This window comes from Sphingomonas sp., from assembly GCF_050725575.1.
Classification (GTDB): domain Bacteria; phylum Pseudomonadota; class Alphaproteobacteria; order Sphingomonadales; family Sphingomonadaceae; genus Sphingomonas.
Genome location: NZ_JBOHHW010000005.1, coordinates 63,791 through 88,526, shown reverse-complemented (window position 1 = coordinate 88,526; position 24,736 = coordinate 63,791). Strand labels below are relative to the sequence as shown.

Sequence of the window (24,736 nt, the reverse complement as noted above, 5' to 3'; positions counted from 1 at the left end):
TGCGGCCGGACCCAAACTCAGAATCGCTTGGCGATGCTGAACCCGACGATGCGCGGGTCAAGCGTGAAGACGTTGGCGGTCAGGCCAGTGTCATCGGAATTGAGGAAAGCCCCGGTGATCGGCGCGTCGTTGAAAACATTTTTGACATAGAATTGGAACGTCAAATCCGACTCGGGCCGCGCCAGGGTGACGGCGAGATTGGCGTTGTCCCAACTTTTAAGCCGATCTATCGCGTCATTATAGACACGCGCCCAGCTTTTGCCCTGGCGATAATAATCGCCGCGCAACGTCAAATCCCAATCGCTGATATGGAAAGAATATTGCGCGCCAACATTGACCGTCCAGTGCGGCGCATTGGGCAGTTCGTTGCCGCCGACATTCTTGGCGAAACCGGCTCCACCATTGGGCGCGTCGGTAAGCGGGTCGTAATAATTGCCGTCGCCCAGATAGTTTGGCCCTCCACCTCCCGCATATATACCAGGCCCGCCACCGGGGCCCTTATCTCTCGTGAATCCGCCCTGATATCCGCAAAAGCTGTTGAGAAGAATGGGATAAACTTCATCCCCATTATTCAAGTGAAGATTTTTCAGCGCGGTTGCGACAAGTGCCCTGGGCGCTATGCAATTGGAGGCCAGTTGCAGCCACGGCTTGACCACAACCCAATCCTCATTGCCGGCGGTGCGGTCCATCACATCGATCGAATATTGATTGCGGCCGATGCGCGTACGCAACAGGCCGAGATTGGCGTTGAGCTGGAAGTCAGGCACCGCCTTCCAGATCAGTTCGAATTCCGCGCCCCAGGTTTTCGTGTTGAAATTCTCATTAAGAGTTGCCCGGTCCTGGATCTGCGAGACCTGATAATCCTTATAGTCATTATAGAATAAGGTCGCGTTGAAGCTCATCCTCCCGCCGGCCAATATATGCTTCATGCCAATTTCGAATGCGGTGACATATTCGGCCTTGAAACGTGGATCGCGCTGCTCAAAGTTTAGGACCGCCGGATCGGCGTCGATACCCGGGGAATTGGTGCCGCCCGCCTTATAACCACGAGAGGCGGAGGCGTAGAGCAAGCTGCTGTCGGTAAACGGCAGTCGCGGCTTCCAATCGAGCACGATGCGTCCAGTCGGCTCGCTCCAGCTCTGACGAATCTGCGGTTTGGCGGGGTAGCCATAGCCGGTATAACCGCCGCCAAAGACAGGCACCGTCGATAGCAAGGTCTGGCTCGGCACCGGCGTGGTGGTCTTGACGTCGTGGGTCCAGCGCAGGCCGGTGGTCAGTTTCAGACTATCGGACAATTTCCAATAGGCTTCGCCGAAGATTGCGGTCGATTTCGTCTGGGCGAGGTTGGAGCTGCGGAAATAGTTGTGACCCTGACCATTGATGCTGCTCAGCGGATTCGGATCGATATAGATGCAGGGCGCGCCCGTGTTCGGCCCGCCGTCGAGTACGGCCGAAGCACCCGGCGGACAATATCCCGGACGGGAACCGATACCGCCCGAGTTAAAAAACAATTCGGCGGCGCTGGTGAAAGCATTGCTGAAAACATAATAATCTTCGTCGATTGTGTAATTCAGATAATTGGCGCCAAGGTTGAAATTGAACGCACCGTCGAACGAGGATTGCAGGCGAAATTCCTGCGACCATTGCCGGCTCTTCGATTTGACCAGATCGATGATCAGCAGGCGATCGGAACAGCCCAGTTGCGGGTCGCAGTACACGCCGCCCGGCGTCAGGTCATAGGCTGGGATCACACCGCTAAAATCCGGAAGAAACTGAACCAGCCCGTTGGTGTCGTTGAAAACGGGGCTGGATTGAAAACGCGCATAATCCTGAGTCGAATAGTAGCGATCGCGCGTATACAGGGTCTGCGAGATGAAGTTCAGATGCTCGCCGATGCCAATATCGACATTGAACTGCGCCACGTCATTGGTCGCCTTAAACCGCGGATCATAATTGGTGGCAATCCGGCGCAGATCACGCGACTGGATTACCCCGGCATAGGGATCCCGGCCTTGCGAGGTGAGAGTTTGCACCCCGATGGGAAAGCCATCCGGCCCCATGATGAAACCAATGGTGCCGGCTGGTGATGCAGTACCCAGCACAAAGGGCAGGCTGGCGCCATTGGGGACGCCGAACGCGCCCTGGTTGTAGAGCGATCCATCGACACAACCCTGGCTCATAAAAGCGCGATCCTTCGCCTGGATTACATAGTCGCCAATTGCGGCGGGACCGGGATCATTGTGGCAAAGCTGCTTGCCGGTGCGCGAGCGACTGTCGTTCTCGCTGAAATGCTCCCACACCAGGCTGGCCTTGACGCGGCTGCTCGGCTTCCAGCTCATCGAAGCCCGTCCGCCCCACAGGTCGCGGCCATTGACGTCGCGGTTGGTGACGGTGTTGAAATCATAACCGTCGCGCTTGGTAAAGGCGCCCGCCACGCGCACCGCCAGCGTATCGCCAAGCGGCACATTGAGCATTCCGCTCGCCCGCATCGATCCATAATTGCCGGTCTCGATCTTGATATCCGCCTTGAGACGATCGGCGGTGGCAAGGTTGGGGATCATGTTGACCACGCCCGCGGTCGCGTTGCGGCCATAAAGCGTGCCTTGCGGTCCGCGCAGCACCTCGACCCGGCTCACGTCGAAATATTCCTGCTCGAAGAGCCGGTTGCGGATCATCGGCGAGCTGTTGAAACTGATCGCCACGGCCGGGTCAGTTGTCACGGACAAGGCCTGTGTGCCGATCCCGCGGATCGAGAAATTATAGCTCGCGAAGTTGGTCTTGGTGAAACTCACATTGGGCGTGCCGCGCAGCAATTCGCTGCCGCCTTCGATCTTCTGCTCGTCTAGCGTCTTTGCCGTGAATACCGAGATCGCGATCGGCACGTCCTGAATCTTCTCCTCGCGCTTCTGCGCCGTCACGATGATGTCGGGACCCACATCATTCTGCGCCACCGGCGCCGGCGGCGTTTCATCCCCGGCCGCCCGCGCCGCCCGCACGATCGACCAGGTCTGGTCGCCGGTCTTGCGCGCCTCGAGCCCGGTGCCGCGCAGCATGGTCGCGAGCGCCGCATCGATCGACATCGCCCCGCTGACTGCGTTGGTGCGCACCGCCGCACCGACGCGCCCGGCCAGCAATATCTGCACCTTCGCCTGCCGGGCGAGCGTCGGCACGGCGGTCGACGCCGCCTGTGCCGGAACGTCGAACATACGGACCTGCGCCGCTGCGGGCGCCGCATGACCAAGACAAGCATAGACCGCCGACGCCATGAACGCCGCACGCAGATTCCGTTCCCCGACCGGCATTGCCCGCCCCCTCCGATTTTATCTTATGTCTCCTAGACACGCCGACATTGCGTTTCCGCCGGACCGGGTAAAATTATCCCAGACGGGGCCTCAGCGCGCGGCGGGTGGCGCGGGCGCGCCAATCACAATGGTGTCGCGCCCAGTCAGTGTGACCGGTACCGACAGCCCCTGATGCACAGTTTGCGCGAACCCCTCGGGATCGTCGGCGCGGAACAATCCGAACAGCGGTTCTCGCGCCAGGGCGGGATCTGCCAGGACGATCTTGCGAACATTGTAGCGATTGAATTCGTCGATCGCGCCGGCCAGCGCCATGCCGGCAAAGTCGATCTGGCCGGATCGCCACGCCAGAGAGCGATCGATATCGGCAGCCGCCACCGGCTTGCGGAGAATGGCGGCATTATCGGCAAGAAAGGCGCCCTCTCCGGCCGACAGGCGGATGCGGTGGCCATCGGCGCCGTCCGCCCAGGCGATCACCGTCCCCTCGGTCACCATCACATCGGCCCCGCCGGCGCGCCGCCGGACGGAAAAAGCGGTGCCCACTGCCTCGACGCGAACCCGGCCCGCTGCGACGACGAAAGGGCGTGCGCGGTCCTTGGCGACCTGGAACCATGCTTCGCCCCGCGCCAGCCGGACCGTGCGGACATCCGGCGCGAACGAGACGGTGACCCGGCTGTCGGTGTTGATTGCCGCGGTCGAGCCATCGGCCAGCGGCACGCGGCGGATCTCGCCGATGCCGGTGCGATAGCTTTCCCCGGCGCCGAGAAAGATGCCGCCCGCAACCGATGCCGCCGCCGCAACGCCGCCGGCCCAGAGCAACCGCCGCCGGGTAAAGACGGGCATCCGCAGCATGGCCGGCTCAGCCGATGGGACATCGGCCGCTTCATCCCCAAGATGATCATGGATCAGGTGCCAGGTCGCCCGGGCACGCAGCATCGCGCCTTCGCGGCGCGGATCGCCCGCGATCCATTCGGCAAGCTCACCGGTCAGCTCGGGCGTGTGGCCATGACGGTCGAGCCGGGCAAGCCACATCGCCGCGGCTTCCTCGATCGCCCGGGCGCTTTCCCTGGTCATGCGCGTCTTTCCTCACCCGGCCGGACAGTCCGGTGCTCATCGTCCGCCAGTGCGGCCATCACCAGTTTCAGCCCTCTTGCCGTTTCATGCTCGACGACATTTTCGCTCACCCCCAGCCGTGCGGCGATCTCGCGCTGCGACAACCCTTCCAGCTTGCGCAGCCGGAAGATCGCGCGGCAGCGTTCGGGCAGTGCGTCGATCCGCGCCTTCACTCGCGCCAGCTCGCGCTGAGCGCCGGCCGCCTGTTCGGGCGACGGCGCATCATCGGCATAGGCGAGTTGCTCCACGCCGCTCCCAACGCTGTTCAGCACCTCGATCCGCACCAGCCGGGCGTGGCGCAACTGGTTGAGCAGCAGGTTGCGCACCACCCGGAAGAAATAGCCGTCCGGCCGCTCGATCGCTTCGAACGCCTCGACCCGGGCCAGCTTGCAATAGGCCTCCTGAATGAGATCATCGATATCCGCCGGGTTGACCAGCGACCGCGCCAGCCACATCCGCACCGCCGGCTCATGCGGCAGCACGGCGCGGGTGACCCACTCGGCGATCCGGCGGTGGCGTTCTTCATTCACGATGATGGTCCGGCTCTCATCGGTGGCGATGATAGCATAGACACCCCAGCCGGGTTTTTCCGCCGGCCAAAATGCACCTGCCCGGCTTTCAGGCCCCCGCTTTCAGGCCCCCGCTTTCAGGCCTTGTCGGGAACCCGGGTGAGCTGTGTGTAGCTGATCCGCCAGCGATGATCCTGCTTCACCCAGAAATGGACGATGCGCAGCCGGCGGTCATGATGGCTGCCCTCCTGGGTCCAGCTCAGCTGGAAAACCCCGCCGGTCAACGCGGTATCGCCGCGCACCTTGTAGACCGGCTGTTCCACCACATAGGGATCGAGCTTGAAGCCCGGCACGGCGAAGTCGTGGAGATAAGAGGCCTTGCCCTGAACGCTCGCATCCGAATTCACCAGCATGTAATCGTCGGTCACGATGGCCGAGAGCGCCGGGATGTCGCTGCCGATCGTCGCGCGATTATAGGTGTCGAGCGCTTGCGCAAGATCGGCCGGAAGCCGGGCTGACTCGGCCGGTGCGGCAGACGCCAAGCCCGCGGGCGCGAAGGCCGTCGCCACCGCAAAGGCGGCGCCGGCGATGGCTCCGTGCCAGTGGCGCCGGTTGCCGGTCGATTGTCGCATCTTCCTCTCCCTCCCTTGCCCGGCGATCGCGCCGCCGGATCAGCTCTTTTCCATCAGCTCACGGATCTGCCCGGCCACCGCCTGAAGCACCTCGCCATAGGGTTCTTCCGGGCTACCTGTGTACCACAGGGTTCGATCGTCATTGGAATAGAGCCGCATCGTCCCCGTGGCATGGCGAGCCAGCGGCGCAGTGCTGAAGATCTGCGCAATGGCGTCAATCGCAGCGGCAGTCGGCGGCCCGTCCTTTGGTGGCAGGCTCCCGCTTCTTTGCAGGGCCACAAGCCCCGGAACCGCATCGACCACAGCGCAGTCATAGCTGACCGTTGCGATTTTCTGGCCCTTGATCGACTCATTATCGGTCATCGTCGTGCCGGTCGCCCGGCATTGGCTTCGCTTCACAGCACCCAATACGGCTTTGGTCATCCGGGTGAACGGGCCTTTCAGACCCGCCTGGATGTTTTCCGGCATCCCTTCCAGCATGGAGCTGCTCATCTGAGCGGCAAGCGTATCGCTCATTTTCGAAACTTCGGTCACGTTGATGGAGTCTCCGCCCGTAACGGCGGGCCCCAGCAGCTCATTGAGCCTGGCGGCTTTGGCCAAATCCTCATTGACGAAAATGCCGAGGTAAAGCTCGGCGACCTGCTCCGGCGATACTGCGACCTTCTCTTTCGCGAGCGCCGGCGCGGGAAGCAGCGCCAGCAGGCAGGCGGAACCAAGGGAGAGGGATTGTTTGATCATTAATACTCCATGATCCTTCGACGCCATCACGATACTCTCGGGATTATCTTCAACTGGCAATGCTACGCCCGGGCCGCCCCGGTCGTCGATATCGATGCGGGTCAACGTCGTTCACCGCCCAGATTCACCGCCCGGACTCTGCGCTCATACTCAACGCCACCGCCTCGGCGATCTTGATCCCGTCCACCGCGGCGGAAAGGATCCCGCCGGCATAGCCCGCGCCCTCACCGGCGGGGAACAGGCCGGCGGTGTTGAGGCTCTGCAGATCCTCGCCGCGGGTGAAGCGCACCGGCGACGAGGTGCGCGTCTCGACTCCGGTCATCACCACATCGGGATGGTCGTAACCCGCGATCTGCCGCCCGAACACCGGCAGCGCCTCGCGCATCGCGGTGACGGCGAAGTCGGGCAGGCACTGCGCCAGATCGGTCATGTGCACGCCCGGCCGATAGGACGGGATCACACTGCCCAACGCCTCGGACGGACGCCCGGCCAGAAAGTCGCCGAGCCGCTGCGCCGGCGCCTTGTAGCTCGATCCGCCCGCGACATAGGCCAGCGATTCCCAATGCCGCTGCAATGCGATCCCGGCGAGCGGATCGCCGGGATAATCGCGCGCCGGGTCGATCGCCACGACCAGGCCGGAATTGGCGTTGCGCTCGTTGCGCGAATATTGGCTCATGCCATTGGTCGCAACGCGCCCCTCCTCCGATGTCGCGGCAACCACCGTGCCGCCGGGGCACATGCAGAAGCTATAGACCGTGCGGCCGTTTTTGCAGTGGTGCGACAGGCTGTAATCGGCAGCCCCCAGGATCGGATGGCCGGCATCGGCGCCGAACCGCGCGGTATCGATCCAGGATTGCGGGTGCTCGATCCGCACGCCGATCGAAAAGGGCTTGGCCTCGACATGCACACCCGCTGCCTGGAGCATGGCGAAGGTATCGCGCGCGCTATGCCCGATCGCCAGCACGACGCGATCCGCCGCGAGATAGTCGCCGGTATGCAGATGCAGTCCCTGTATCCGCCGCTTGCCCTGCGCATCGGTCACGATGTCGAGCCCGTCGACGCGGTGCCCGAAACGATATTCGCCGCCCAGCGCCTCGATCGTCTCGCGCATGCTTTCGACCATCGTCACCAGGCGGAAGGTGCCGATATGCGGATGCGCCTCGGTCAGGATTTCCTCGGGGGCACCGGCCTTGACGAATTCGGTCAGCACCTTGCGGTCGAGGTGGCGCGGATCCTTGATCCGGCTGTAGAGCTTGCCGTCGGAAAAGGTGCCCGCACCGCCTTCGCCGAACTGCACGTTGGATTCGGGGTTGAGCACGCTGCGCCGCCACAAGCCCCAGGTGTCCTTGGTCCGCTCGCGCACCACCTTGCCGCGATCCAGGATGATCGGGTTATGACCCATCTGCGCCAGGATCAGCCCGGCGAACAGGCCGCACGGGCCGGCACCGATCACCACCGGCCGGGTCCCGCCCTCGGGCGCCCTGGCGACGAAGCGATAGCTGGTATCGGGGGTGCGCTGGACAGTGCGGTCCTTGCGGAAACGGGCGAGCACGCCCGCTTCGTCCTTCACATTCACATCGATCGAATAGACCAGCAGGATGTTGGTCTTGTCGCGTGCGTCATGCGCGCGCCGCGCCACGACATGGCGCACCAGTTCGCGCGGCGTGATCCGCAATCGCTTGCAGATCGCGGCAGGCAGCGCCTCGTCGGGATGGTGGAGCGGCAGCGTCAGTTCGGTCAGGCGTAACATGGCGGCCGCCTTAGCCGGTGACGGCGTCCCGTGCCAATCGCCCGAGCCCGCTCTTCCATCGGGGAGCTTCGGCAAAGGTCGCGCGTTGGGACCGGAGAAGGGAAAACTCCCATGCCAAAACTCAATAGCGAGTGGACGGTCCAGCCGCATGGCGACCTTGTCGCCCTCACTGACGGCATTCTCACCGTCGAGGGGTCAATCGTGATGCCGCTGGGTAACTTCCCCCGGCGCATGACGGTCCTCGCCCTGCAGGATGGCGGCAGCGCGGTCTGGAGCCCCATTCCCCTGCGCGAGCCCGAGATGGCGACAATCGAGGCGCTGGGTGACATCCGCTTTCTGATCGTGCCCAATCAGGCCCACCGCCTCGATCTGAAGCCGTGGCGCGACCGCTATCCCGGCGCCCGGATCATCGCCCCACCCAGTGCCCGCGACGCGGTCGCCGAGGCCGCGCCGGTCGATGCAACGAGCGACATCATCGGCGATCCGGCGATCGCCTTTCACATCGTCGCCGGCATGAAGGGGGACGAGTTCGCACTGACCGTCACGCGCAAGGACGGTGTCACGCTCATGATCAACGACAGCCTGTCCAATGTCCGGCACCCCAGGGGGATCGGCGCGCATATCATGGCGCGTTTATTAGGTTTCGGCGTGAAACGGCCGCAAATATCGCGCCCCGTGCGCCGCATGTTCCTCGACGACCCGGCAGCGCTGGCGCAGCAATTCCGCGCCTGGGCCGCCCTCCCGAATCTGCGCCGCATCATCGTCTCGCACGGCGACGTTATCGACGAGTCCCCGCGCGAATCACTCGCGCGCGTCGCGGCGGATATCGCACCCTGATGCGTCACCAACATGACTGGCACGGCAGGCTCGATATCGGCTTTTAGCGGTAGCGAGGCCCGGGATTGATCGTTATGCATTCGTCCCGGGGCGGGCATCATTTGTTTGTGTACAGGAGTTGCCAATGGCCGATCGTCTGCAGGAGTATCGCAATCGGGTAAGCGACGCCGTGGATTCCTGGCAGGCCAATGTCTGCAATCCCTATATCATCGCCTACAACACCGCCTATCTCGCCTATAACGCTGCGTTCAACCTGCAGAAAGAAAGCGACAAGGCGCGCGCCGAACTGTTCGTGTCGGCCGCCGCGATCTTGCCGGGATCAATCCTGATGGCGACAGCGGCGAACTCGTCGCTCCGCGTGCTGGCCAATCGCGTCGCGCTTCAGGCGCTGGCGCATCGCAATCTTTCGCGGGTCCTCAACGTCTATCAGGCGGTCGGCAACAACGCTACGGCCGTGTTCGCGGTCGGCAAGGTACTCGATGGCGTGAAGGCCGAGATCGGCAAGAAGATCAAGGAATCGGTGATCAAGGCGATGCAGGTCAGCACCAACCTGCTCGCGACCGATCCGCTCAACCGCGACAAGCAGCTCAACACCTGGCTGACCAACCACAAGCTCTGCGCTTTCGAAGCCGCCGATGCGATCGAGCGTGGTTCGATCGGCAACACGGAGAAGCAGCGCTTGTTCGACCAGCTGCTGCAGGCGCCGATCGCGAACAAGCCGGTCGGCATCATCGATCCGTCACGGCTGGCGCTCAAAATCGAACTCGGCTTCTACATGATGTGGTTGCTCGATTCGGACGCCTTGAACAGCTCGCCCGGAGGGGGAGCGGAAGCCGGTGTCTATAACGCCAAGAGCAAGCCGATCGACGTCATGCCCAGCGATCCGAAATATCCCCGCCCGACCCTGCCGCGTTCTCCGTACGCCGCCTATGACTGGGTCAGCATCACGCGGCCCGGCGGTGACGTCGAGGATCAGATCGACAAAGTGCACAAGCAAGTGCGCGGTACGGCTTTCTACGCGCCGTCCGGCTGGTTCGGAAAATCCGACCTGGCCACCGTCAAGAGCAAGGAACTGGCCGACGCGGAAAAAACCCTTGGCTGGCTCGCGGTGCAAACCTCGCCACTCAGCCCGCTCGGCTTGCGGTCTTGAGGCTGATGAACAGGACGGGCGTCGCCTTCGCGGCGCTCGCCGGGCTGACCACCGGGGCCTGTCAGGCGCAATCGCCCTCCGACGCGGAGGCGCTGACTCAGGTTCGCGCTGCCGTTGATGGGATCCCGGTCTGCGCACCGCTCGTGTCGGGCAGCTGGCCGATCGAATTCAGCGCGGAGGCACTGGCAACGCCCGGGATCGATGCGCTGGTCGCGGCGGGGCTGGTCAAGCGCGTGGCACAGCCCAACCCCACAAAGGAACGCGAACGCGTCCGGATCGAACCCGTATCGACGGACAAGAGCGACGTCCGCCTGTTTCGCATCAACGACAACAGCCCGCCCCAGCCGCAGCTGTGTTTCGGCCACAAGCAAGTCGAATCGGTCCGGGTCGAACCCGACGGCGGCACCGGCCAGCGGCTGCGCTATACCTATCGTATCGTCGGCGCGCCGGCCTGGACCGCGCGTCCGGACATTCGCGCCGCCTACCCGTTCCTCGCGCCCCTGCTGGACAAGCCGCAGCTGGCGCGGGAAGCGGCTTTTCTCGAGAAGGGCCAGTGGCAGTTTCCCGGCAAGGCCGATCGCAGCGGCAATGGCGACCTGGAGATAACAATCCTGTTCAAATGAGGCGCTGTCACTGTGATCAGCAACTTCATTTAAGATGTCGACGATATGGACTGCGGCGTTTATGAATAATCTTCCTGTAGCGTAAGGGGTTACCGATGCAGAACAGCAACGAGGCAAAGGCCGGGCAGGTTTCTGCCGCGAAGGAAGAATGGCTGCAGCCGGAAATCGTGTCCGTCACACCCATCACCGAGGCGCGCGGCCTTGGCGGGGCCGGGATCGATTTCGCCTCCGAACAAAGCTGATATTCCTACACACCAGTATCGGTTCGGCGGTCTCAATCTCTCGTCGGGGACACCCCTGACGGGATTGAGGGACCTGGATGCTGCGTATGCCGCCGATGCCGGGATTGATATCCGGATCGAGATCCACGAACCGCCGCACCCCATCCCCGGGCAGATCATCTTCGAATGGGGCGGGCGTTATGCGCTTCAGCTCGGTCGGGTCGGGCAGGATTGGTCGTTCGGCTCGCGATTCGACGGAACGATATTGGTCGCACCCGACGGACGATCGATCGGTCTGGTTTCCGCCACAAATCCTCCTGGCCCAGGCATGGCCGACATCGTGTCGCGCCGTGTGTTGCCACGCGTGGCGACGCTTTTCGGCGGTACGGCGCTTCACGGCGCGTCGCTGAGCAAGGGCGATGCCGGGCTGTTGCTGCTCGGATCCTCCGGCGCAGGCAAATCGACCACCACCGCCGCGCTGGCGGCCGCCGGCTGGCATATCCTCAGTGACGATATTTCGATTGTGCGGAATGACGGCGCACCACGGCTCGAGCCCTGCACGACTGGCGTCTGCGTCTGGCCAGACTCGCTCGCGGCATTGGAGCTGGATCTCCGGGCCTGCACGAATATGGCCGGCTATGACGGCAAGGTGCGTTACGATCCGGCGGTCGAGCACAGGATATCCCCGGCACGGTTCAGTGCCTGTATCCTGCTGCAAAGATCCCCGGACGCCGCAGCGATACGCCTGGAGCGCCTCAGCCAGGCGGAGGCGCTGATCTCGGCCATTCGTCAGCTTGTCGTGTTCAACCCCGCCGGCCCGCATGAGGAACGGGCGCTTCAGGTCAGCCGGCTTAACACGATCATGTTGAAAACACCGGCTTTCCGTCTGGTCTATCCCGAGGGCTATGCCTTTCTTCCTGCCGTTGCCGACCAGCTGAGCGAAGTCCTGCACCGGCGTTGAGTCACCCCAGGGACCCCCCGCAAGACCGACCCGTCAATCCTGCTCGACCACAATCAGCTTACGCTCGCGCATATCCGCCATCCACGCCTCGATTTGCGCGGCGCACAGCTCCGGCGTCACATGGTAGCGATCCAGCACCAGCGCACACAGGCCGGAGACCGTGTTGGGCGTATCGAGCAGCTCCCAGACCCGCGCCGCCGTCCGATTGAGTTCGAGAAAATTGCCGCTCGCGATATCCATGATCATCGCGCCGTCATCGAGCGGCGCCGTGATCAGATCCGGTGCGCGGCGAACGCGTATCTCACTCATCTACCCGCCTTCGCATCCTGTTACACCCGAAGCTTAAAGGCATTTTCGAGCCAGATGTCCACCGCAACGCAAGCCCAGATGCCGGTCAGAAACGGATTGGGCGCTGGACCGGCGAGGCCGGAACGCCGCCATGCGCGGTGCCCGTCGAACAGTCGGCCGACAACCGCGCCATCGATCCACCCCATGCGTGCCGCCAGCAGTTCCGTCGCTGGCCGCTGGTCGAAATACTGCGCCACCCCATCGATGACCGGGGCGGCAAATCCCGCCTTGTCGCGCCGCGTCCTGATCGGCTCGGGCAAGGTGTTGCGCATCGCCTCGCGCAACAGATGTTTGCGCTGGCCATCCCGCAACAACATCCCGCCAGCCGCGCCCATAAAGAACCGCACGAGCCGAAGATCGTGAAACGGGTGGCGCAACTCGACGCCGTGGCGCGCGACGCTGGCATGGACCGGATCGAAGACAAGTTCCCGGTGCGCCGGCGCCAGCGCGGCGGACCGCCGCTTCTGCGCGAACCCCGGCAGATCGTCCCCGTGCGATTCCGCGTGCCAGCGCTCGGCCAGGCCAATCTGCCCGGCCCAGTCAGGCCGTATCCAGGGCGGCAGCGGCGCGGCCGGATCGACAAACGGCCAGACGGCTCTGCGCCTCCGCCCTGCGCTGAGGATCGGGCCAATGCCCTGGGCCAGGACGCGACGGGCATTGCCGACAAAAGACCGGTCCAGCCCGTGCGGAAACCCTTCCCGCAACAGGCTGCCGACCTGCCCGGACAAGAACAGGTCGGGCCAATGCGCGTGCGAACCGTTCATCCAGTCGTCGCCGCCCTCCCCGGTCAGCAGGACGCGCTCGTCCAGTTGCTGCATCAACCGGCAGGCCGAGAGAGTCGGACCAAGCGAATTCGGCCGCATCGGAAAGAGCATCGTGTCGGCGCACCAGCTACGGCTCGCGTCGACATCATAGGCGGAGTCCGGGATAACCCGGGCCGAAATCCCGAGATGCTGCTCGACCAGCTCGCTCCAGCGCGTCTCGTCATGCGGTTCGCCGGGATAGCGGGCACTGATCGCCCCGGGCGGCCGATCAATCCGCCCGGCGCGATAAAGTTCGGTCGCCCGGCACATGATCGCCGAGGAATCAAGCCCGCCGGACAGATGCGCCGCGACCGGCCTGTCGCTGCGCAGGCAGGCGATCAGCGCCTGATCGAACAGGGTGTTGAAACGCTCGACATGCTCATGGTCGGAAAGGCGCGACAGATCCTCATAGCGCTCGTGGTACCAGCGCCATGTCCGGACACCGCCACGCTCGAACGACAGCGCACCACCGGGCGCGAGGCGGAAGATGTCCTGCCACGGCGTTTCGGTTCGGCTGACGAAGCGGGCGGAGAGTATCTCTCCCAACAATCCCTGATTGAGCGCGGGAGGATTGCTCAGTCCGACCATCAGGCCGCGCGGCTCGGTGGCAAAGGCGAAGCTGGATCCGCTCAGCGTCCAGAGCAGCGGCTTCCACCCCGTCGCCGATCGCGCGCAGAACAGGCGCCGTTCCCGTTGCTGCCAGATCGCCAGCGCGAAATCCCCGACCAGCTCGTGCAGGAAGCGCTCACCAAGGTGAACGAACAGGGCGAGCGCGATCTGCGAATCGGGGGCGGCGTGCAGCACCCGCCCGCTGTCGCCGAGACGCTCCAGCAATGGCTCGCGATTGTCGAGGCGGCCATCGAAGCAGATCGTGACCTCCGCTGCTTGCCCCGTCGATTGATGATGAATGCCGGTTGGCGACGCACCGAACAGGCCGGCGGGTCCGTCATGCCAGAGCTGCGCGGGATCGTTGCCGGGCAATGGCAAGGTCGCGGCCATATCGCGCAGCAGCGACGGTTCGACGGTGCGGCCGTCGCCGCGGATAACGCCCGCTATCGCCCCCATCGCACTCACGCCTTCCCTTGAAGCACCACCACCATCGGGCGCGCCGATGATCGATTCAACCCCGGCATCGATTGGGGCAGGGTCGCGCTGGAAGGACACTCACCCAATGCCCGCCCCGCTTTTTGACATGCCCGGAAAAAATACCGGATCGCCGGCACGGGAATTTCTCGGAGCAACCGTCTCGCCCCGGCGAGAGCGATACGCCGCTCCCTGTTATCTCTCTGCATCTCCCTGTTATCGTTTCGCCCGCTCCCTGTTCTTGCATGTCATCTCCCTGTTATTTGATAACAGGGGGATGACATGCAAGCATCTGATAAGAAATGATAATATCGCCAAAAAACGGGCCGGAACCGGCAGAAAAAATACCCGCTCCCTGTTATTCTCCCTGTTATTACCAATTAACAGGGAGAATTGGCCCGGCAAAACGGGCCCGGCACCAGCGTCTGGATCAGTCGCCCGTCACCTTGACCGGCCCGAGATCGCCCAGCCCGACCGTCCCGCTCGCCATGGCGAGCATCGCGTCGAGGCTCTTCTTGGCCTGCAGCCTGAGCCCTTCCTCGATCTCGACCCGCGGCTCCAGGTCGCGCAGCGCGAGATAGAGCTTCTCCATCGTGTTGAGCGCCATGTACGGGCAGATATTGCAGTTGCAGTTGCCGTCGGCGCCGGGCGCGCCGATGAAATTCTTGAGCGGCTCGGCCTTTTCCATCTGGTGGATGATGTGCGGCTCGGTCGCGACGATCAGCGTGTCGCCGTCCATGTCACGCGCATAGGCCAGGATGCCGCTGGTCGACCCGACATAATCGGCATGGTCGAGGATATAGGGCGGGCATTCGGGATGCGCGGCGACCGGCGCGCCGGGATGCTGTCCCTGCAGCTTGAGCAGCTCGGTCTCGCTGAATGCTTCATGCACGATGCACACGCCCGGCCACAGCAGCATCTCGCGGCCGGTCTTGCGCGCAAGATAGCCGCCGAGATTCTTGTCCGGGCCGAAGATGATCTTCTGGTCGAGCGGGATCTGGCTGAGGATCTTCTCTGCCGAGGAGCTGGTGACGATCACGTCGCTCAGCGCCTTCACCTCGGTCGAGCAGTTGATATAGGTCAGCGCGATGTGATCGGGATGCGCCTCGCGAAAGGCCTTGAACTGATCCGGCGGGCAGCTGTCTTCCAGGCTGCACCCGGCATTCATGTCGGGCAGCACGACGATCTTGTCGGGGCTGAGGATCTTCGCCGTCTCGGCCATGAAGCGCACGCCGCAAAAGGCGATGACATCGGCATCGGTCGCGGCGGCCTTTTTCGACAGGTCGAGGCTGTCGCCGACGAAATCGGCAAGATCCTGGATCTCCGGCTTCTGGTAATAATGCGCGAGGATGACGGCGTTGCGATCCTTGCGCAGCCGGTCGATCTCCGCACGGAGATCAAGACCGGTCAGGCTCCCGCCTATGCCACCCCGGCCGTTCGATACGCGTGCGTCCAATGTCGTGCTCCCGCCAGTACAGCGCTCACATGGCCCCGCACGCGCCGCCGATCAACCCGTGCCGATCAACCCGTAAGCGCGGCGGTCAGTGCAAGCATCGGCGGTGTGAAGGCCAGCGGGCGGATCAGCGCGGTTGCAACCGTGATCGTGCCGAAGCCCCAGAGATAGGCCGGATGCACCCGGCCCCGCGTCACCACGTCATAGATCATGCCGGCGCTCGCATAGACCAGCAGCACGGCCCAGATCGTCCAGATGATCCAGGTGCCGAGCAGCGGCAGCGGCAACAGACGGCCGGCGCCGGGCGCCATCAGATAGAGCGTCCCGCACAGCATCAGCCGGCGGTGCCAGTCGGTGCGCTTGCGCAGGCCGATCGCGGCAAACGTCAGTCCGGCAAAAACCAGGACATTCATCCAGTCCATCACCAGGAAGACATTGGTTTCGAAGAAGGGCGGGATGCGGTGGAATGTCGCCGCCAGCGTGTTGACGCTCACCCCGACCAGCACCAACCAGCAGACCAGCCCGGCGCCGATCCAGCCGAGGCGGCGATGCAGCCCGGTCGCACCGCGATAGATCAGCAGATTCTGCGTTACATACAGCGCGAGCCACGCCATGAAGCTGATACCGTGCACATGGACCCACCACGGCGCGCCGAGGCTCGAGCGTCCCATGATGAATTGCAGGCCGAACCCGGCGACGATCGTCGCGGCGATCGCCAGCGCCATCGCCAGGAAGAAGGTCCGGTCGCGGCCTGCCGCACCGAGCCGCGTTTCCGCTGTCGTCGCCATGGATCCCCCAGAATACCCGGCGAGTCTATCCCTCAGGGCAACAGCGTCAACCGCCGATCAGCGGCGATTGCCGAGCACTTCCTCAAGCGAGCGCGATCGGTCCATCTGCTCGCTCGGTCCGCGGCGCTCGAACGGAAAGCTGACCACGACGCGCACATCGCCAAGCCCCGTCGCCGCCAGCGGGCCACTGGCGATGTTGGCCAGGACGCGGCGGGCATTTTCGCGGGCGACGGCCAGATGCTCGGGCTTCACGCCCTCTTTTTGCGCCGCGGTCTTCGCATTGAGCGTAGCCCGGCGGACCAGCTGGTCGGCGGCATCGCGGGTGACGAACAGGCCGCGCGTGCGATTGGCGGTCTGTGCCGCCCAGTCGATATTGGGGGCCGCGGGCACCACGTCAGGCGCTTGAATGGTCAGGGTGCGGCGCGCCGGATCCCAATCATAGGCATCGGCCGAGACGCGCGACATATCGATGAAATAATCGACCGAGAACGGCGCCTTGACCACCTTGTCGGAGGTCAACATGCCGAAGCCGCGCGTGTCGGAGGCCGACGCCTGCACCGTGCCGGACAGCGCGCCAACCTTGATCGCGCTGGCGCCGGCGAATTTGGCGCTGACGATCTTGGTGATCGCAGAACCATCATCCTCGCGGCTGATGGCATATTGCTCGGTATATTTGTCCCACGCGATCCAGCCGCCGAACAACGCGGCGGCGATCACCATAACGGCGAGAACGACCTGGGCGAGGCGCTTGCTGTCCATCGCTCAGTCCTTCGCGATCGACCAGGTATCGCCGCGATCCGCGACCAGGCCGCGATCGCGCAGGTCGATCAGATGGGCCAGCACCGATCGCTCGGCGGCGGGAAACAGGCGCGGATCGATCCCGACATACATGCGCTCGACCATCGCCGGGATCGCGCGCGCCTCGTCGCGGAGCAGGCGAAGGATCTGCCCTTCGCGCTGCTTGCGGTGCCCCATCATGCCGCGCACCAGCCGCTGCGGACTCTCCACCGGATCGCCATGCGCGGGGTAATAGATACGGTCGTCGCGCTGCATCAGCTTGTCGAGGCTGCGCATGTAATCGGCCATGTCGCCGTCGGGCGGCGAGACGATGCTGGTCGACCAGCCCATCACATGATCGCCGGTGAACAGTGCCTTGGTCTCGGGCAGCGCGAAGCAGAGATGGTTGGAGGTATGGCCCGGTGTCGCCAGCGCGGTCAGCGTCCAGCCCTGCCCAGCCACCGACTCGCCCTCGGCCAGGATGCGATCGGGCGCATAGTCATGGTCGAACGAGGCATCGGCGCGCGGACCGCTATCGTCGAACGCAAGCGGGGCGCAGCCGACGATCGGTGCGCCGGTCGCCGCCTTGAGCGGGCGCGAGCCGGGACTGTGATCGCGGTGAGTATGGGTGATGACGATCGCGGTGACGGGCCGGCCGGCGATCGCGGCAACCAGCGCGTCGATATGGGCGGGCGTATCGGGTCCCGGATCGATCACGGCCAGGTCGGTCGTGCCGACCAGATGCACTTGCGTACCGGTGTTGGTGAAGGGCGATGGATTGGGCGCAAGCACACGGGAAACGAGCGGTTCGAGCGTTTCAGCCACGCCGGTCGGTTGCTCGGTCATGCTGTTCAGATGGCCGCTGGCGCCATCAAACGCAAGGGCGCCGGCCCTGCTGATACAGTGACCGGCGCCGCGCTTCCTCCCCGACTTGTCCTCCCGACTTATCCTTATGCGTCAGTTGACCCTGGCAAGATTGGCTTCCATGTCGCGGATCGAATCATCGATCGACTCCAGGGCATCGTCGCGCGCATCGCCGCTCATATTGAGATTGCGCGCCATGTTGGCGCGCGCGCTGCGCAACCCGCCCAGCGCCGATCGATAGGCTCTCCGCTCGATTTCCCGGCTGTTCACGGCATCGTTCGCGGCCAGCGCCGAACTCCTTGCGGCCAGCGCCGCCGCCCTCGCGCCCATCTCCGCGCCTTCGCGCGCAACACGCTCAATGCGATTGTTGCAGATGATGATCTTGTGCTTGTCGCCGTCACGCTTGTTGATGACCATTTCCTGGCGGTCGCCACCACCGCTGCAATTGGCCGAGGAAACTTCGGGAATGTCTCGCAGCGCCGCCATGCTGTCATACTCTTCGGTGCGAAGCTTGCCGTCCTTGCCGCGCGTGACAACCCTCACCCGCCGCACCGTCTTGCCGTCATCATCGGTCGTCATGGTGGTCGTCACCTGGCGGCTCTGCGTGCCATGCCATTCGGCGGGTGCCGCGGGTGCGGGAGGCGCCGGAGGCTCAGGCAGCGGCTCTGCCTGGGCAAGTGCCGCCGGTGCCGCCGGTGCCGCGATCGGGGCAGGAGCCGATACGGGCACTGGAGCGGCGGGCGCCACTGGCGGCACGATATCGAGGCTCGCCAGATTGACGCCGGTGGCGGTCTCGACATTGCTGCGGATGGCGGCGGCCGCCTTGGTACCCGATGCGGTGAAACCCAGGCCGGCGACGGTCAGCATCGCGACCGCGGCGGCACCACTGATCAGGCGGGTGCGCGATGTCTTGTTAGTGGTCAGCATCTTCAGTCTCCCTTTCAGATCGTTGATGGTGTGAAGGTGGCAGGCGGCGGACACCGCCCCGCCATGCGCGGATTTGACGATCGCGCAGGCATAGGTGTGGCGCGCGATCGGGCTCAGCCCGGCCAGGACGCGTGCGTCATTGGCGATTTCCTGATCGGCGCGGAACGCGCGGAAGGCACGCCAGGCGACGGGGTTGAACCAGTGCAGCGCAAGGATGAACAGCGCGACCCAGTTCGCGATCAGGTCGCCGCGTTCATGATGGCCGAGCTCGTGCGCCAGCGCGAGATCGCGTTCCTCACGATCGTACCGCTCGACGAAATCGCGCGGGAAAGCGACATATTTGCGCAGGATACCGAAAGCGAGCGGGCCGCTCGCCGCATCGGTCTCGATCAGGTGAATGCCGCCATCGATCTGCGCACCACGCACCTGGCGATCCAGGATGCGTCGGCAGAAGCGGAGATGCGACACCGAATGCCAGGCGAGAAAGACCCCCGCGCCGGCAATCCACAGCGCGGCCAGCATCAGGCCAAGCCACGGATAGAGCGATGCGTAGAGCGACGGATGTTGCGCGGCCGGTGCGGCAGCGGCGCCACTCAGCGGCCCGCTGAGCGGTTCAATGACGTAGATGGTGATCGTCTCGCTCGCACGAGTCACCGGCGCAACCGCCATCTCGCGCCAGGATGCGGGGATCGGCGGCAGCAACAGGCGCAGCACGGGCAGCGCCCAGAGCGCATAGGCGACGTCCGGCCCGAACGCGCGACGGACCGGCCCGCGCAGCGCAAGGACACCGACCATCAGGATGGTGGATGCGATCAGCGCCTCGAGCGCCCATCCGGCGAAGAGCGACGCGCTCACGCCTTCAACCCCTTCAGCAGCGCCTCGATCTCGGCAATGTCGCTGGCGCTGAGCTCGTCGCGCTCGGCAAGGTGCGCGACCAGCGGCATCAGCTTGCCGCCGAACAGACGGTCCATCAGCTTGCGCGATTCGCCTGCGACATAATCACCGCGCGCAACCAGCGGACGATAGAGGTACCGGCGGCCATCCTCCTCATGCGCGATGATGTTCTTGGCGAGCAGCCGGCCGAGCAATGTCTTGACGGTATTGGCGGACCAGTCGCGGCCCGCCGGGATGCGTTCGGATACGTCCTGCGCGGTCAGCGGCGCTTCGTCCCACAAGACTTCCATGACCGCATGTTCAGCATCGCTTATCCGTTCGGCCATTCGAATCGCTCCCGTACTGACTACGTTTGTAATCTTCTTGATTACGTCTGTAGTCAATGGGCTGAACGCTCGATGAATGCGGTTGAGCCGATGCGCGACACGTGTAGGCTGACGCAAAAGCGAAAGAGCCCGTCCCATGACCAGTTTCACCACCATCACCACCGGATTGCGCTTCCCCGAAGGACCGGTCGCAATGCCGGACGGCAGCGTCATTCTGGTCGAGATCGAGAATGGTCGGATCACGCGCGTCCGGCCCGACGGATCGACCGAGACCGTGGCGGAGCCGGGTGGTGGGCCGAACGGGCTGGCGATCGGCCCGGACGGCAAACTCTATTGCTGCAACAATGGCGGCTTCAACTGGCGCGAGAATGGCGGCTTCCTTGCGCCACATGGCCAGGCGGACGATTATTCCGGCGGCCGGATCGAGCGCATCGACATCGCCACCGGCGCGGTCGAGATCCTGTACAAGGATGGCGATTTCGGCTGCCGTCTGCGCGGCCCCAACGACATCGTGTTCGACGACCAGGGCGGTTTCTGGTTCACCGATCATGGCAAGAACCGGCCGCGCGAGCGCGACATTACCGGCATCTTCTACGCCCGCGCCGATGGCAGTCATCTCGAGGAAGTGATCTTCCCGAGCGAGAACCCCAATGGCATCGGGCTGTCGCCCGACGGCAAGTCGCTTTACGCGGCGGAAACCTACACGTGCCGCCTGATGAAATTCAATGTGATCGGCCCCGGCAAGATCGATCTCGCCGCAGGTTTGGGCGGGCCAGGCATCCCGCTCTACCGCCCCGCCGGCTATAAATTCTTCGATTCGCTTGGGGTCGAGGCCAGCGGCAATATCTGCGTCGCGACGATCGGCGAAGGCGGCATCAGCGTGGTGTCGCCCAAGGGCGAGCTGGTCGAGTTCGTGCCGACACCCGACGTCTTCACCACCAATATCTGCTGGGGGGGACCGGACCTGCGCACCGCCTACATCACCTTGTCGGGCACCGGGCAGCTCATCTCCATGCCATGGGCGCGGCCGGGACTGAAACTGGCCTATGGCTGAGATGCGACCCGTCGGTCAGGCAGCTCAGGTCCGCGTGATCGACACGCCGCCATCGGCATAGAGCGCGCTGCCGGTCGTGAAGCTGGACAGATCGGACGCCAGATAGAGCGCCGAGTGCGCCACTTCTTCAGGCCGCCCGATCCGCTTCATTGCGTGTAGCCCTTTGACGAACGCGAGCGCCTCGGGCGTGTCCATCGTCGCGCCGGGCGTGTCGGTGCCGCCCGGCAACAACGCATTCACCCGCACGCCAAGCGGGCTGAACTCCGCGGCGAGCGTCTTGACCAGCCCGATGATACCGGCCTTGCTCGCGGCATAGGCGCCCATCTCGGGCATGCCCACACTGTTGCCGACAAAGCTCGAGGTGAAGACAAGCGAACCGCCGCCACGTGCGAGCATCGCTGGAATCTGATACTTGGCGCCGAGGAACGCACTGGTCAGATTGGTCGCCAGCGTGTCGTTCCATGCCTCGAGCGACAGGTCCGGAATGCGCTTCATCACCCCGGCGCTACCGGCATTGTTGAAGGCGATGTCGAGCCCACCGAACAGATCGACCGCCGTCGCGACCAGTGCCTGTGCATGGTTTTCGTCGCGGACATCACCGGCCAGCGCATGCGCTTTGCCGCCCATGCCTTCGATCGACGCGACCAATGCCGCGAGTTCCGTGTCGCGGCGCCCGCCAAGCACCAGTTTCGCGCCATGCTCGGCAAACAGTTTCGCCGTCGCATAGCCGATACCCGAACTTGCACCGGTGATGATGGCGACCTTGTTTTGCAGGAGTGTCATGTGCCGAGCCTTTTATATTTATTGCGGACTATGACGTAACGCAGCGCCGACCATACGAGGTCCCGTTCCTTGCTCCCTAAGCAACATTCCGCGGCCGGTTTGCCGATCGTGCCGATTGCGTTGCCTGCAACTGCTCCAACGCCGTGCTGCAATTGACCCATGCGGGCGCGCACGCCTATTGCCCGGTCGATAAATCTCTGGAGAGCCCTGCGATGAAGAAGCTGTATTCCGATGCTGCGGGAGCGCTCGACGGCCTGTTGTTCGACGGCATGACGATCTGCGCGGGCGGGTTCGGCCTGTGCGGCATTCCCGAACGGCTGATCGACGCGATTCAGGCGGCGGGCACCAAGGACCTGACAATCGCCAGCAACAATGCCGGGATCGACGGCGAGGGGCTCGGCAAGCTGCTGCGCAGCCGCCAGGTGAAGAAGATGATCTCCTCCTATGTCGGCGAGAACAAGGAGTTCGAGCGGCAATATCTGAGCGGCGAACTCGAAGTCGAATTCTGCCCGCAGGGCACGCTCGCCGAACGCTGCCGCGCCGGCGGCGCGGGCATTCCTGGCTTCTACACCAAAACCGGCGTCGGCACGCTGGTCGCCGAGGGCAAGGAGGTGAAGAGCTTCGACGGAGAGGAGTATATCCTCGAACGCGGCATCCGCGCCGACCTGTCGATCATCAAGGGCTGGAAAGCCGATGAGAGCGGCAACCTGATCTTCCGCAAGACCGCGCGTAACTTCAACGCACCGATGGCGACCGCGGGCAAGATCTGCGTCGCCGAAGTCGAGGAAGTGGTGCCCGTCGGCAGCCTCGATCCCGACACGATCCATCTGCCCGGCATCTATGTGAAGCGGATGATCGTCGGCGCCCCCTATGACAAGAAGATCGAGTTCCGCACCGTGCGCGAGCGGGCCGACGCGTGAGCGATGACCGCTCTTCTCCCCTCCCGCTTGCGGGAAGGGGGATGTGGATTGCGCTGACGGCCCTAGCGCTTTCGGGCTGCACGGCGGCGCGAACGCCGCCGCTGGCGACTATCGCCGCTCCATCGACAACTGTCCCGCCCGGCATGCAATATCTCTACGGCTCGGGCGAAGGCGCCGCGATCAGCGCGCAGGCATGGCGCGCCCTGGTCAATTATGTCGGATGGGATGCCAAGAGCGAGACCGGCGAGTCTGCGGTGCTTGCACCCGACGCGACGCTGGCCGTGCCGCGATGGGTGCCTTGCGGCACCAAGCCTCGCGCAGCGGTGTTCGACGTCGATGAAACGGTGCTGCTCAATACCGGCTTCGAATATAATGATGCGATCCATCCCGCGCCTTATGACGAAGCGCGCTGGCAGGCCTGGGAGAAGACCGGTGTCACTCAGGTCGCAGCGGTTCCCGGCGCCGTCGAGGCACTGAACGATTTGCGCAAGATGGGCGTGACGGTGATCTTCAACACCAACCGCTCGGCCGCCAACGCCGCACAGACCGCGGCCGCCATCACCGGCGCCGGGCTCGGGCCGGCCGTGCATGGCGAGACGCTGTTCCTCGCCGGAGACGATGCGACCGGCAGCAAGAAGGATGGCCGCCGCGCGGCGATCGCCGCGAAATATTGCGTCGTCGCAATGGGCGGCGATCAGCTCGGCGATTTCAGCGATCTGTTCAATGCCGGACTCTCCCCTGCCGCGCGCCGCGCCGCCGTGACGACCGGTGCGATCGCGGCGAGATGGGGCGTGGGTTGGTTCGTGCTGCCCAACCCGGTTTACGGCAGCGGGCTGAAGGGCGGCATCGACGATGTGTTCCCGCAGGACAAGCGCTGGGCGCCCCCTGCTGCCGTGGAGGCAAAATGACCGGCAAGCCAGTTCCGATCGACCTCGTCCCCTATACCGACCTGCTCGAAGGATCGCGCGAGTTCCTGCGCGTTTGGGCGAGCGAGGGCGGTCCGGTGACCTGTTTCATCAATCCAGTGCCGATCGGCGCCGACCCGGCCGCGTTCGGCATCGCGCTGGTCGATTGCGTGCGTCACGGCGCGATCACCTATGCCCGCGCGACCGGCATCAGCGAAGCCGAAGCGCTTGACCGTATCTGGCTCGGCCTCGATGCCGAGCGTGCCAATCCCACCGATGTCGCGACCCCGATACCGGGCGCCAAAGAGGAGCTGAACTAGATGGCCCAGGAAACCAAAGGCTGGACCCGCGACGATATGGCGGCGCGCGCGGCGCGCGAGCTGCAGGACGGTTATTATGTCAATCTCGGCATCGGCATTCCGACCCTGGTTGCGAACCACATCCCCGACGGCGTCGAGGTGACGCTGCAGTCGGAAAACGGCATGCTCGGCATTGGCCCCTTCCCGCTGGCGGGCGAGGAAGATGCCGACCTGATCAATGCCGGCAAGCAGACGATCAGCGAGCTGCCGCAAAGCGCCTATTTCAGCTCGTCGGACAGTTTCGCGATGATCCGCGGCGGGCATATCGACCTGACCGTGCTCGGTGCGATGGAAGTCGCCGAGAATGGGGATATCGCCAACTGGATGATCCCGGGCAAGATGATCAAGGGTATGGGCGGCGCGATGGACCTGGTCGCCGGCGTCAAGAAGATCATCGTCGTGATGGAGCACAACTCCAAGGCCGGTGACCCGAAATTCATCCCGGCCTGCACCTTGCCACTGACCGGCAAGAATGTCGTCGACATGATCATCACTGATCTCGCCGTGTTCCAGCGCCCCGATCATGCCAGCCCGTTCAAGCTGATCGAGATCGCGCCGGGCGTCACGGCGGACGAAGTCGCGGCAAAGACCACTGCGCACTACATCAGCTAAAGGGCAT

At 64.2% G+C, this 24,736-nt stretch carries 25 protein-coding genes; 10 read left to right on the top strand and 15 right to left on the bottom strand.

Translation table 11 applies throughout. The features are described 5' to 3' along the window. Positions 1 to 17: 17 nt before the first annotated feature. The 6 genes from ACRECS_RS05350 to ACRECS_RS05325 form a co-directional block, all read right to left on the bottom strand. The gene (locus ACRECS_RS05350; RefSeq protein WP_431581924.1) at positions 18 to 3,302 is read right to left on the bottom strand and encodes a TonB-dependent receptor domain-containing protein; all 3,285 of its coding nucleotides are present in this window, start codon (positions 3,300 to 3,302) and stop codon (positions 18 to 20) included. Positions 3,303 to 3,392: 90 nt separating this feature from the next. After that, positions 3,393 to 4,373, bottom strand: a complete 981-nt coding sequence (locus tag ACRECS_RS05345) for a FecR family protein (protein ID WP_431581923.1) — start codon at positions 4,371 to 4,373, stop codon at positions 3,393 to 3,395. Next, complete coding sequence (locus ACRECS_RS05340; RefSeq protein ID WP_431581922.1) at positions 4,370 to 4,942, bottom strand: RNA polymerase sigma factor; 573 nt, start codon at positions 4,940 to 4,942, stop codon at positions 4,370 to 4,372. Before ACRECS_RS05340 ends, ACRECS_RS05345 begins: the two co-directional genes overlap by 4 nt. 116 nt (positions 4,943 to 5,058) lie before the next feature. Beyond that, a complete protein-coding gene (locus tag ACRECS_RS05335; protein WP_431581921.1) occupies positions 5,059 to 5,553 on the bottom strand; it encodes a nuclear transport factor 2 family protein in 495 nt (164 codons plus the stop codon). Positions 5,554 to 5,592: 39 nt separating this feature from the next. Next, positions 5,593 to 6,396, bottom strand: coding sequence for a hypothetical protein (locus ACRECS_RS05330; protein WP_431581920.1), 804 nt, complete (start codon positions 6,394 to 6,396; stop codon positions 5,593 to 5,595). Positions 6,397 to 6,415: 19 nt separating this feature from the next. Further along, positions 6,416 to 8,041, bottom strand: a complete 1,626-nt coding sequence (locus ACRECS_RS05325) for an NAD(P)/FAD-dependent oxidoreductase (RefSeq protein ID WP_431581919.1) — start codon at positions 8,039 to 8,041, stop codon at positions 6,416 to 6,418. 111 nt (positions 8,042 to 8,152) lie between these two features. Here ACRECS_RS05325 and ACRECS_RS05320 point away from each other — a divergent pair, with 111 nt between their 5' ends. The 5 genes from ACRECS_RS05320 to ACRECS_RS05300 all read left to right on the top strand — a co-directional run bounded on the left by ACRECS_RS05320 (position 8,153) and on the right by ACRECS_RS05300 (position 11,833). Further along, entirely contained in the window at positions 8,153 to 8,878 is a 726-nt protein-coding gene (locus ACRECS_RS05320) for a hypothetical protein (protein ID WP_431581918.1), read from the top strand. A gap of 124 nt (positions 8,879 to 9,002) precedes the next feature. Next, positions 9,003 to 10,028 carry a hypothetical protein gene (locus ACRECS_RS05315; protein WP_431581917.1) on the top strand — a complete coding sequence of 342 codons (1,026 nt, stop codon included), beginning with the start codon at positions 9,003 to 9,005 and terminating at the stop codon, positions 10,026 to 10,028. 5 nt (positions 10,029 to 10,033) lie between these two features. Continuing rightward, positions 10,034 to 10,651: a hypothetical protein gene (locus ACRECS_RS05310; RefSeq protein WP_431581916.1), complete on the top strand. Its 618-nt coding sequence runs from the start codon at positions 10,034 to 10,036 to the stop codon at positions 10,649 to 10,651. Positions 10,652 to 10,746: 95 nt separating this feature from the next. Beyond that, the gene (locus ACRECS_RS05305) at positions 10,747 to 10,893 is read left to right on the top strand and encodes a hypothetical protein (protein ID WP_431581915.1); all 147 of its coding nucleotides are present in this window, start codon (positions 10,747 to 10,749) and stop codon (positions 10,891 to 10,893) included. 64 nt (positions 10,894 to 10,957) lie between these two features. Beyond that, positions 10,958 to 11,833 (top strand): hypothetical protein, encoded by an 876-nt coding sequence (locus tag ACRECS_RS05300; protein ID WP_431581914.1) that lies wholly within the window; start codon positions 10,958 to 10,960, stop codon positions 11,831 to 11,833. Between the two features lie 33 nt (positions 11,834 to 11,866). On the opposite strand, the gene ACRECS_RS05295 is transcribed toward ACRECS_RS05300, so the two are convergent. From ACRECS_RS05295 to ACRECS_RS05260, 8 genes are all read right to left on the bottom strand, one after another. Continuing rightward, a complete protein-coding gene (locus ACRECS_RS05295) occupies positions 11,867 to 12,142 on the bottom strand; it encodes a PqqD family protein (RefSeq protein ID WP_431581913.1) in 276 nt (91 codons plus the stop codon). Between the two features lie 20 nt (positions 12,143 to 12,162). After that, positions 12,163 to 14,049 (bottom strand): asparagine synthetase B family protein, encoded by a 1,887-nt coding sequence (locus ACRECS_RS05290; protein WP_431581912.1) that lies wholly within the window; start codon positions 14,047 to 14,049, stop codon positions 12,163 to 12,165. A gap of 448 nt (positions 14,050 to 14,497) precedes the next feature. Beyond that, complete coding sequence (gene nadA / locus ACRECS_RS05285) at positions 14,498 to 15,523, bottom strand: quinolinate synthase NadA (protein WP_431581911.1); 1,026 nt, start codon at positions 15,521 to 15,523, stop codon at positions 14,498 to 14,500. Between the two features lie 65 nt (positions 15,524 to 15,588). Continuing rightward, positions 15,589 to 16,308 carry a hypothetical protein gene (locus ACRECS_RS05280; protein ID WP_431581910.1) on the bottom strand — a complete coding sequence of 240 codons (720 nt, stop codon included), beginning with the start codon at positions 16,306 to 16,308 and terminating at the stop codon, positions 15,589 to 15,591. 57 nt (positions 16,309 to 16,365) lie between these two features. Beyond that, positions 16,366 to 17,067, bottom strand: a complete 702-nt coding sequence (locus ACRECS_RS05275; protein WP_431581909.1) for a DUF4230 domain-containing protein — start codon at positions 17,065 to 17,067, stop codon at positions 16,366 to 16,368. A 3-nt stretch (positions 17,068 to 17,070) separates the two neighbouring features. Then, complete coding sequence (locus ACRECS_RS05270) at positions 17,071 to 17,931, bottom strand: MBL fold metallo-hydrolase (RefSeq protein ID WP_431581908.1); 861 nt, start codon at positions 17,929 to 17,931, stop codon at positions 17,071 to 17,073. Between the two features lie 111 nt (positions 17,932 to 18,042). Beyond that, complete coding sequence (locus ACRECS_RS05265) at positions 18,043 to 19,731, bottom strand: M56 family metallopeptidase (RefSeq protein ID WP_431581907.1); 1,689 nt, start codon at positions 19,729 to 19,731, stop codon at positions 18,043 to 18,045. Beyond that, positions 19,728 to 20,096, bottom strand: coding sequence for a BlaI/MecI/CopY family transcriptional regulator (locus ACRECS_RS05260; RefSeq protein WP_431581906.1), 369 nt, complete (start codon positions 20,094 to 20,096; stop codon positions 19,728 to 19,730). Before ACRECS_RS05260 ends, ACRECS_RS05265 begins: the two co-directional genes overlap by 4 nt. A gap of 136 nt (positions 20,097 to 20,232) precedes the next feature. Between ACRECS_RS05260 and ACRECS_RS05255 the strand changes: the two genes are divergently transcribed. Beyond that, positions 20,233 to 21,150, top strand: a complete 918-nt coding sequence (locus ACRECS_RS05255; protein WP_431581905.1) for an SMP-30/gluconolactonase/LRE family protein — start codon at positions 20,233 to 20,235, stop codon at positions 21,148 to 21,150. 24 nt (positions 21,151 to 21,174) lie between these two features. Here ACRECS_RS05255 and ACRECS_RS05250 read toward each other — a convergent pair whose 3' ends face one another. After that, positions 21,175 to 21,933 (bottom strand): SDR family oxidoreductase, encoded by a 759-nt coding sequence (locus ACRECS_RS05250; protein WP_431581904.1) that lies wholly within the window; start codon positions 21,931 to 21,933, stop codon positions 21,175 to 21,177. Between the two features lie 212 nt (positions 21,934 to 22,145). Here ACRECS_RS05250 and ACRECS_RS05245 point away from each other — a divergent pair, with 212 nt between their 5' ends. The 4 genes from ACRECS_RS05245 to ACRECS_RS05230 are packed head-to-tail and all read left to right on the top strand — an operon-like array spanning position 22,146 to position 24,729. Continuing rightward, positions 22,146 to 22,853, top strand: a complete 708-nt coding sequence (locus ACRECS_RS05245) for a CoA transferase subunit A (protein ID WP_431581903.1) — start codon at positions 22,146 to 22,148, stop codon at positions 22,851 to 22,853. Between the two features lie 41 nt (positions 22,854 to 22,894). Next, positions 22,895 to 23,761: an HAD family acid phosphatase gene (locus ACRECS_RS05240; RefSeq protein ID WP_431581902.1), complete on the top strand. Its 867-nt coding sequence runs from the start codon at positions 22,895 to 22,897 to the stop codon at positions 23,759 to 23,761. Then, the gene (locus tag ACRECS_RS05235) at positions 23,758 to 24,078 is read left to right on the top strand and encodes a DUF5076 domain-containing protein (protein WP_431581901.1); all 321 of its coding nucleotides are present in this window, start codon (positions 23,758 to 23,760) and stop codon (positions 24,076 to 24,078) included. The genes ACRECS_RS05240 and ACRECS_RS05235 overlap by 4 nt, the downstream gene beginning before the upstream one ends. Continuing rightward, complete coding sequence (locus tag ACRECS_RS05230; protein WP_431581900.1) at positions 24,079 to 24,729, top strand: CoA transferase subunit B; 651 nt, start codon at positions 24,079 to 24,081, stop codon at positions 24,727 to 24,729. The last annotated feature ends 7 nt before the right edge of the window (positions 24,730 to 24,736 follow it).

Bases quoted from the DNA above. Each gene is read 5' to 3' on its own strand.
- ACRECS_RS05350 (WP_431581924.1), bottom strand. From the start codon at position 3,302: ATGCCGGTCGGGGAACGGAATCTGCGTGCGGCGTTCATGGCGTCGGCG.
- ACRECS_RS05345 (WP_431581923.1), bottom strand. From the start codon at position 4,373: ATGACCAGGGAAAGCGCCCGGGCGATCGAGGAAGCCGCGGCGATGTGG.
- ACRECS_RS05335 (WP_431581921.1), bottom strand. From the start codon at position 5,553: ATGCGACAATCGACCGGCAACCGGCGCCACTGGCACGGAGCCATCGCC.
- ACRECS_RS05325 (WP_431581919.1), bottom strand. From the start codon at position 8,041: ATGTTACGCCTGACCGAACTGACGCTGCCGCTCCACCATCCCGACGAG.
- ACRECS_RS05320 (WP_431581918.1), top strand. From the start codon at position 8,153: ATGCCAAAACTCAATAGCGAGTGGACGGTCCAGCCGCATGGCGACCTT.
- ACRECS_RS05315 (WP_431581917.1), top strand. From the start codon at position 9,003: ATGGCCGATCGTCTGCAGGAGTATCGCAATCGGGTAAGCGACGCCGTG.
- ACRECS_RS05310 (WP_431581916.1), top strand. From the start codon at position 10,034: ATGAACAGGACGGGCGTCGCCTTCGCGGCGCTCGCCGGGCTGACCACC.
- ACRECS_RS05305 (WP_431581915.1), top strand. From the start codon at position 10,747: ATGCAGAACAGCAACGAGGCAAAGGCCGGGCAGGTTTCTGCCGCGAAG.
- ACRECS_RS05295 (WP_431581913.1), bottom strand. From the start codon at position 12,142: ATGAGTGAGATACGCGTTCGCCGCGCACCGGATCTGATCACGGCGCCG.
- ACRECS_RS05290 (WP_431581912.1), bottom strand. From the start codon at position 14,049: ATGGGGGCGATAGCGGGCGTTATCCGCGGCGACGGCCGCACCGTCGAA.
- ACRECS_RS05280 (WP_431581910.1), bottom strand. From the start codon at position 16,308: ATGGCGACGACAGCGGAAACGCGGCTCGGTGCGGCAGGCCGCGACCGG.
- ACRECS_RS05275 (WP_431581909.1), bottom strand. From the start codon at position 17,067: ATGGACAGCAAGCGCCTCGCCCAGGTCGTTCTCGCCGTTATGGTGATC.
- ACRECS_RS05270 (WP_431581908.1), bottom strand. From the start codon at position 17,931: ATGACCGAGCAACCGACCGGCGTGGCTGAAACGCTCGAACCGCTCGTT.
- ACRECS_RS05260 (WP_431581906.1), bottom strand. From the start codon at position 20,096: ATGGCCGAACGGATAAGCGATGCTGAACATGCGGTCATGGAAGTCTTG.
- ACRECS_RS05255 (WP_431581905.1), top strand. From the start codon at position 20,233: ATGACCAGTTTCACCACCATCACCACCGGATTGCGCTTCCCCGAAGGA.
- ACRECS_RS05250 (WP_431581904.1), bottom strand. From the start codon at position 21,933: ATGACACTCCTGCAAAACAAGGTCGCCATCATCACCGGTGCAAGTTCG.
- ACRECS_RS05245 (WP_431581903.1), top strand. From the start codon at position 22,146: ATGAAGAAGCTGTATTCCGATGCTGCGGGAGCGCTCGACGGCCTGTTG.
- ACRECS_RS05240 (WP_431581902.1), top strand. From the start codon at position 22,895: ATGTGGATTGCGCTGACGGCCCTAGCGCTTTCGGGCTGCACGGCGGCG.
- ACRECS_RS05235 (WP_431581901.1), top strand. From the start codon at position 23,758: ATGACCGGCAAGCCAGTTCCGATCGACCTCGTCCCCTATACCGACCTG.
- ACRECS_RS05230 (WP_431581900.1), top strand. From the start codon at position 24,079: ATGGCCCAGGAAACCAAAGGCTGGACCCGCGACGATATGGCGGCGCGC.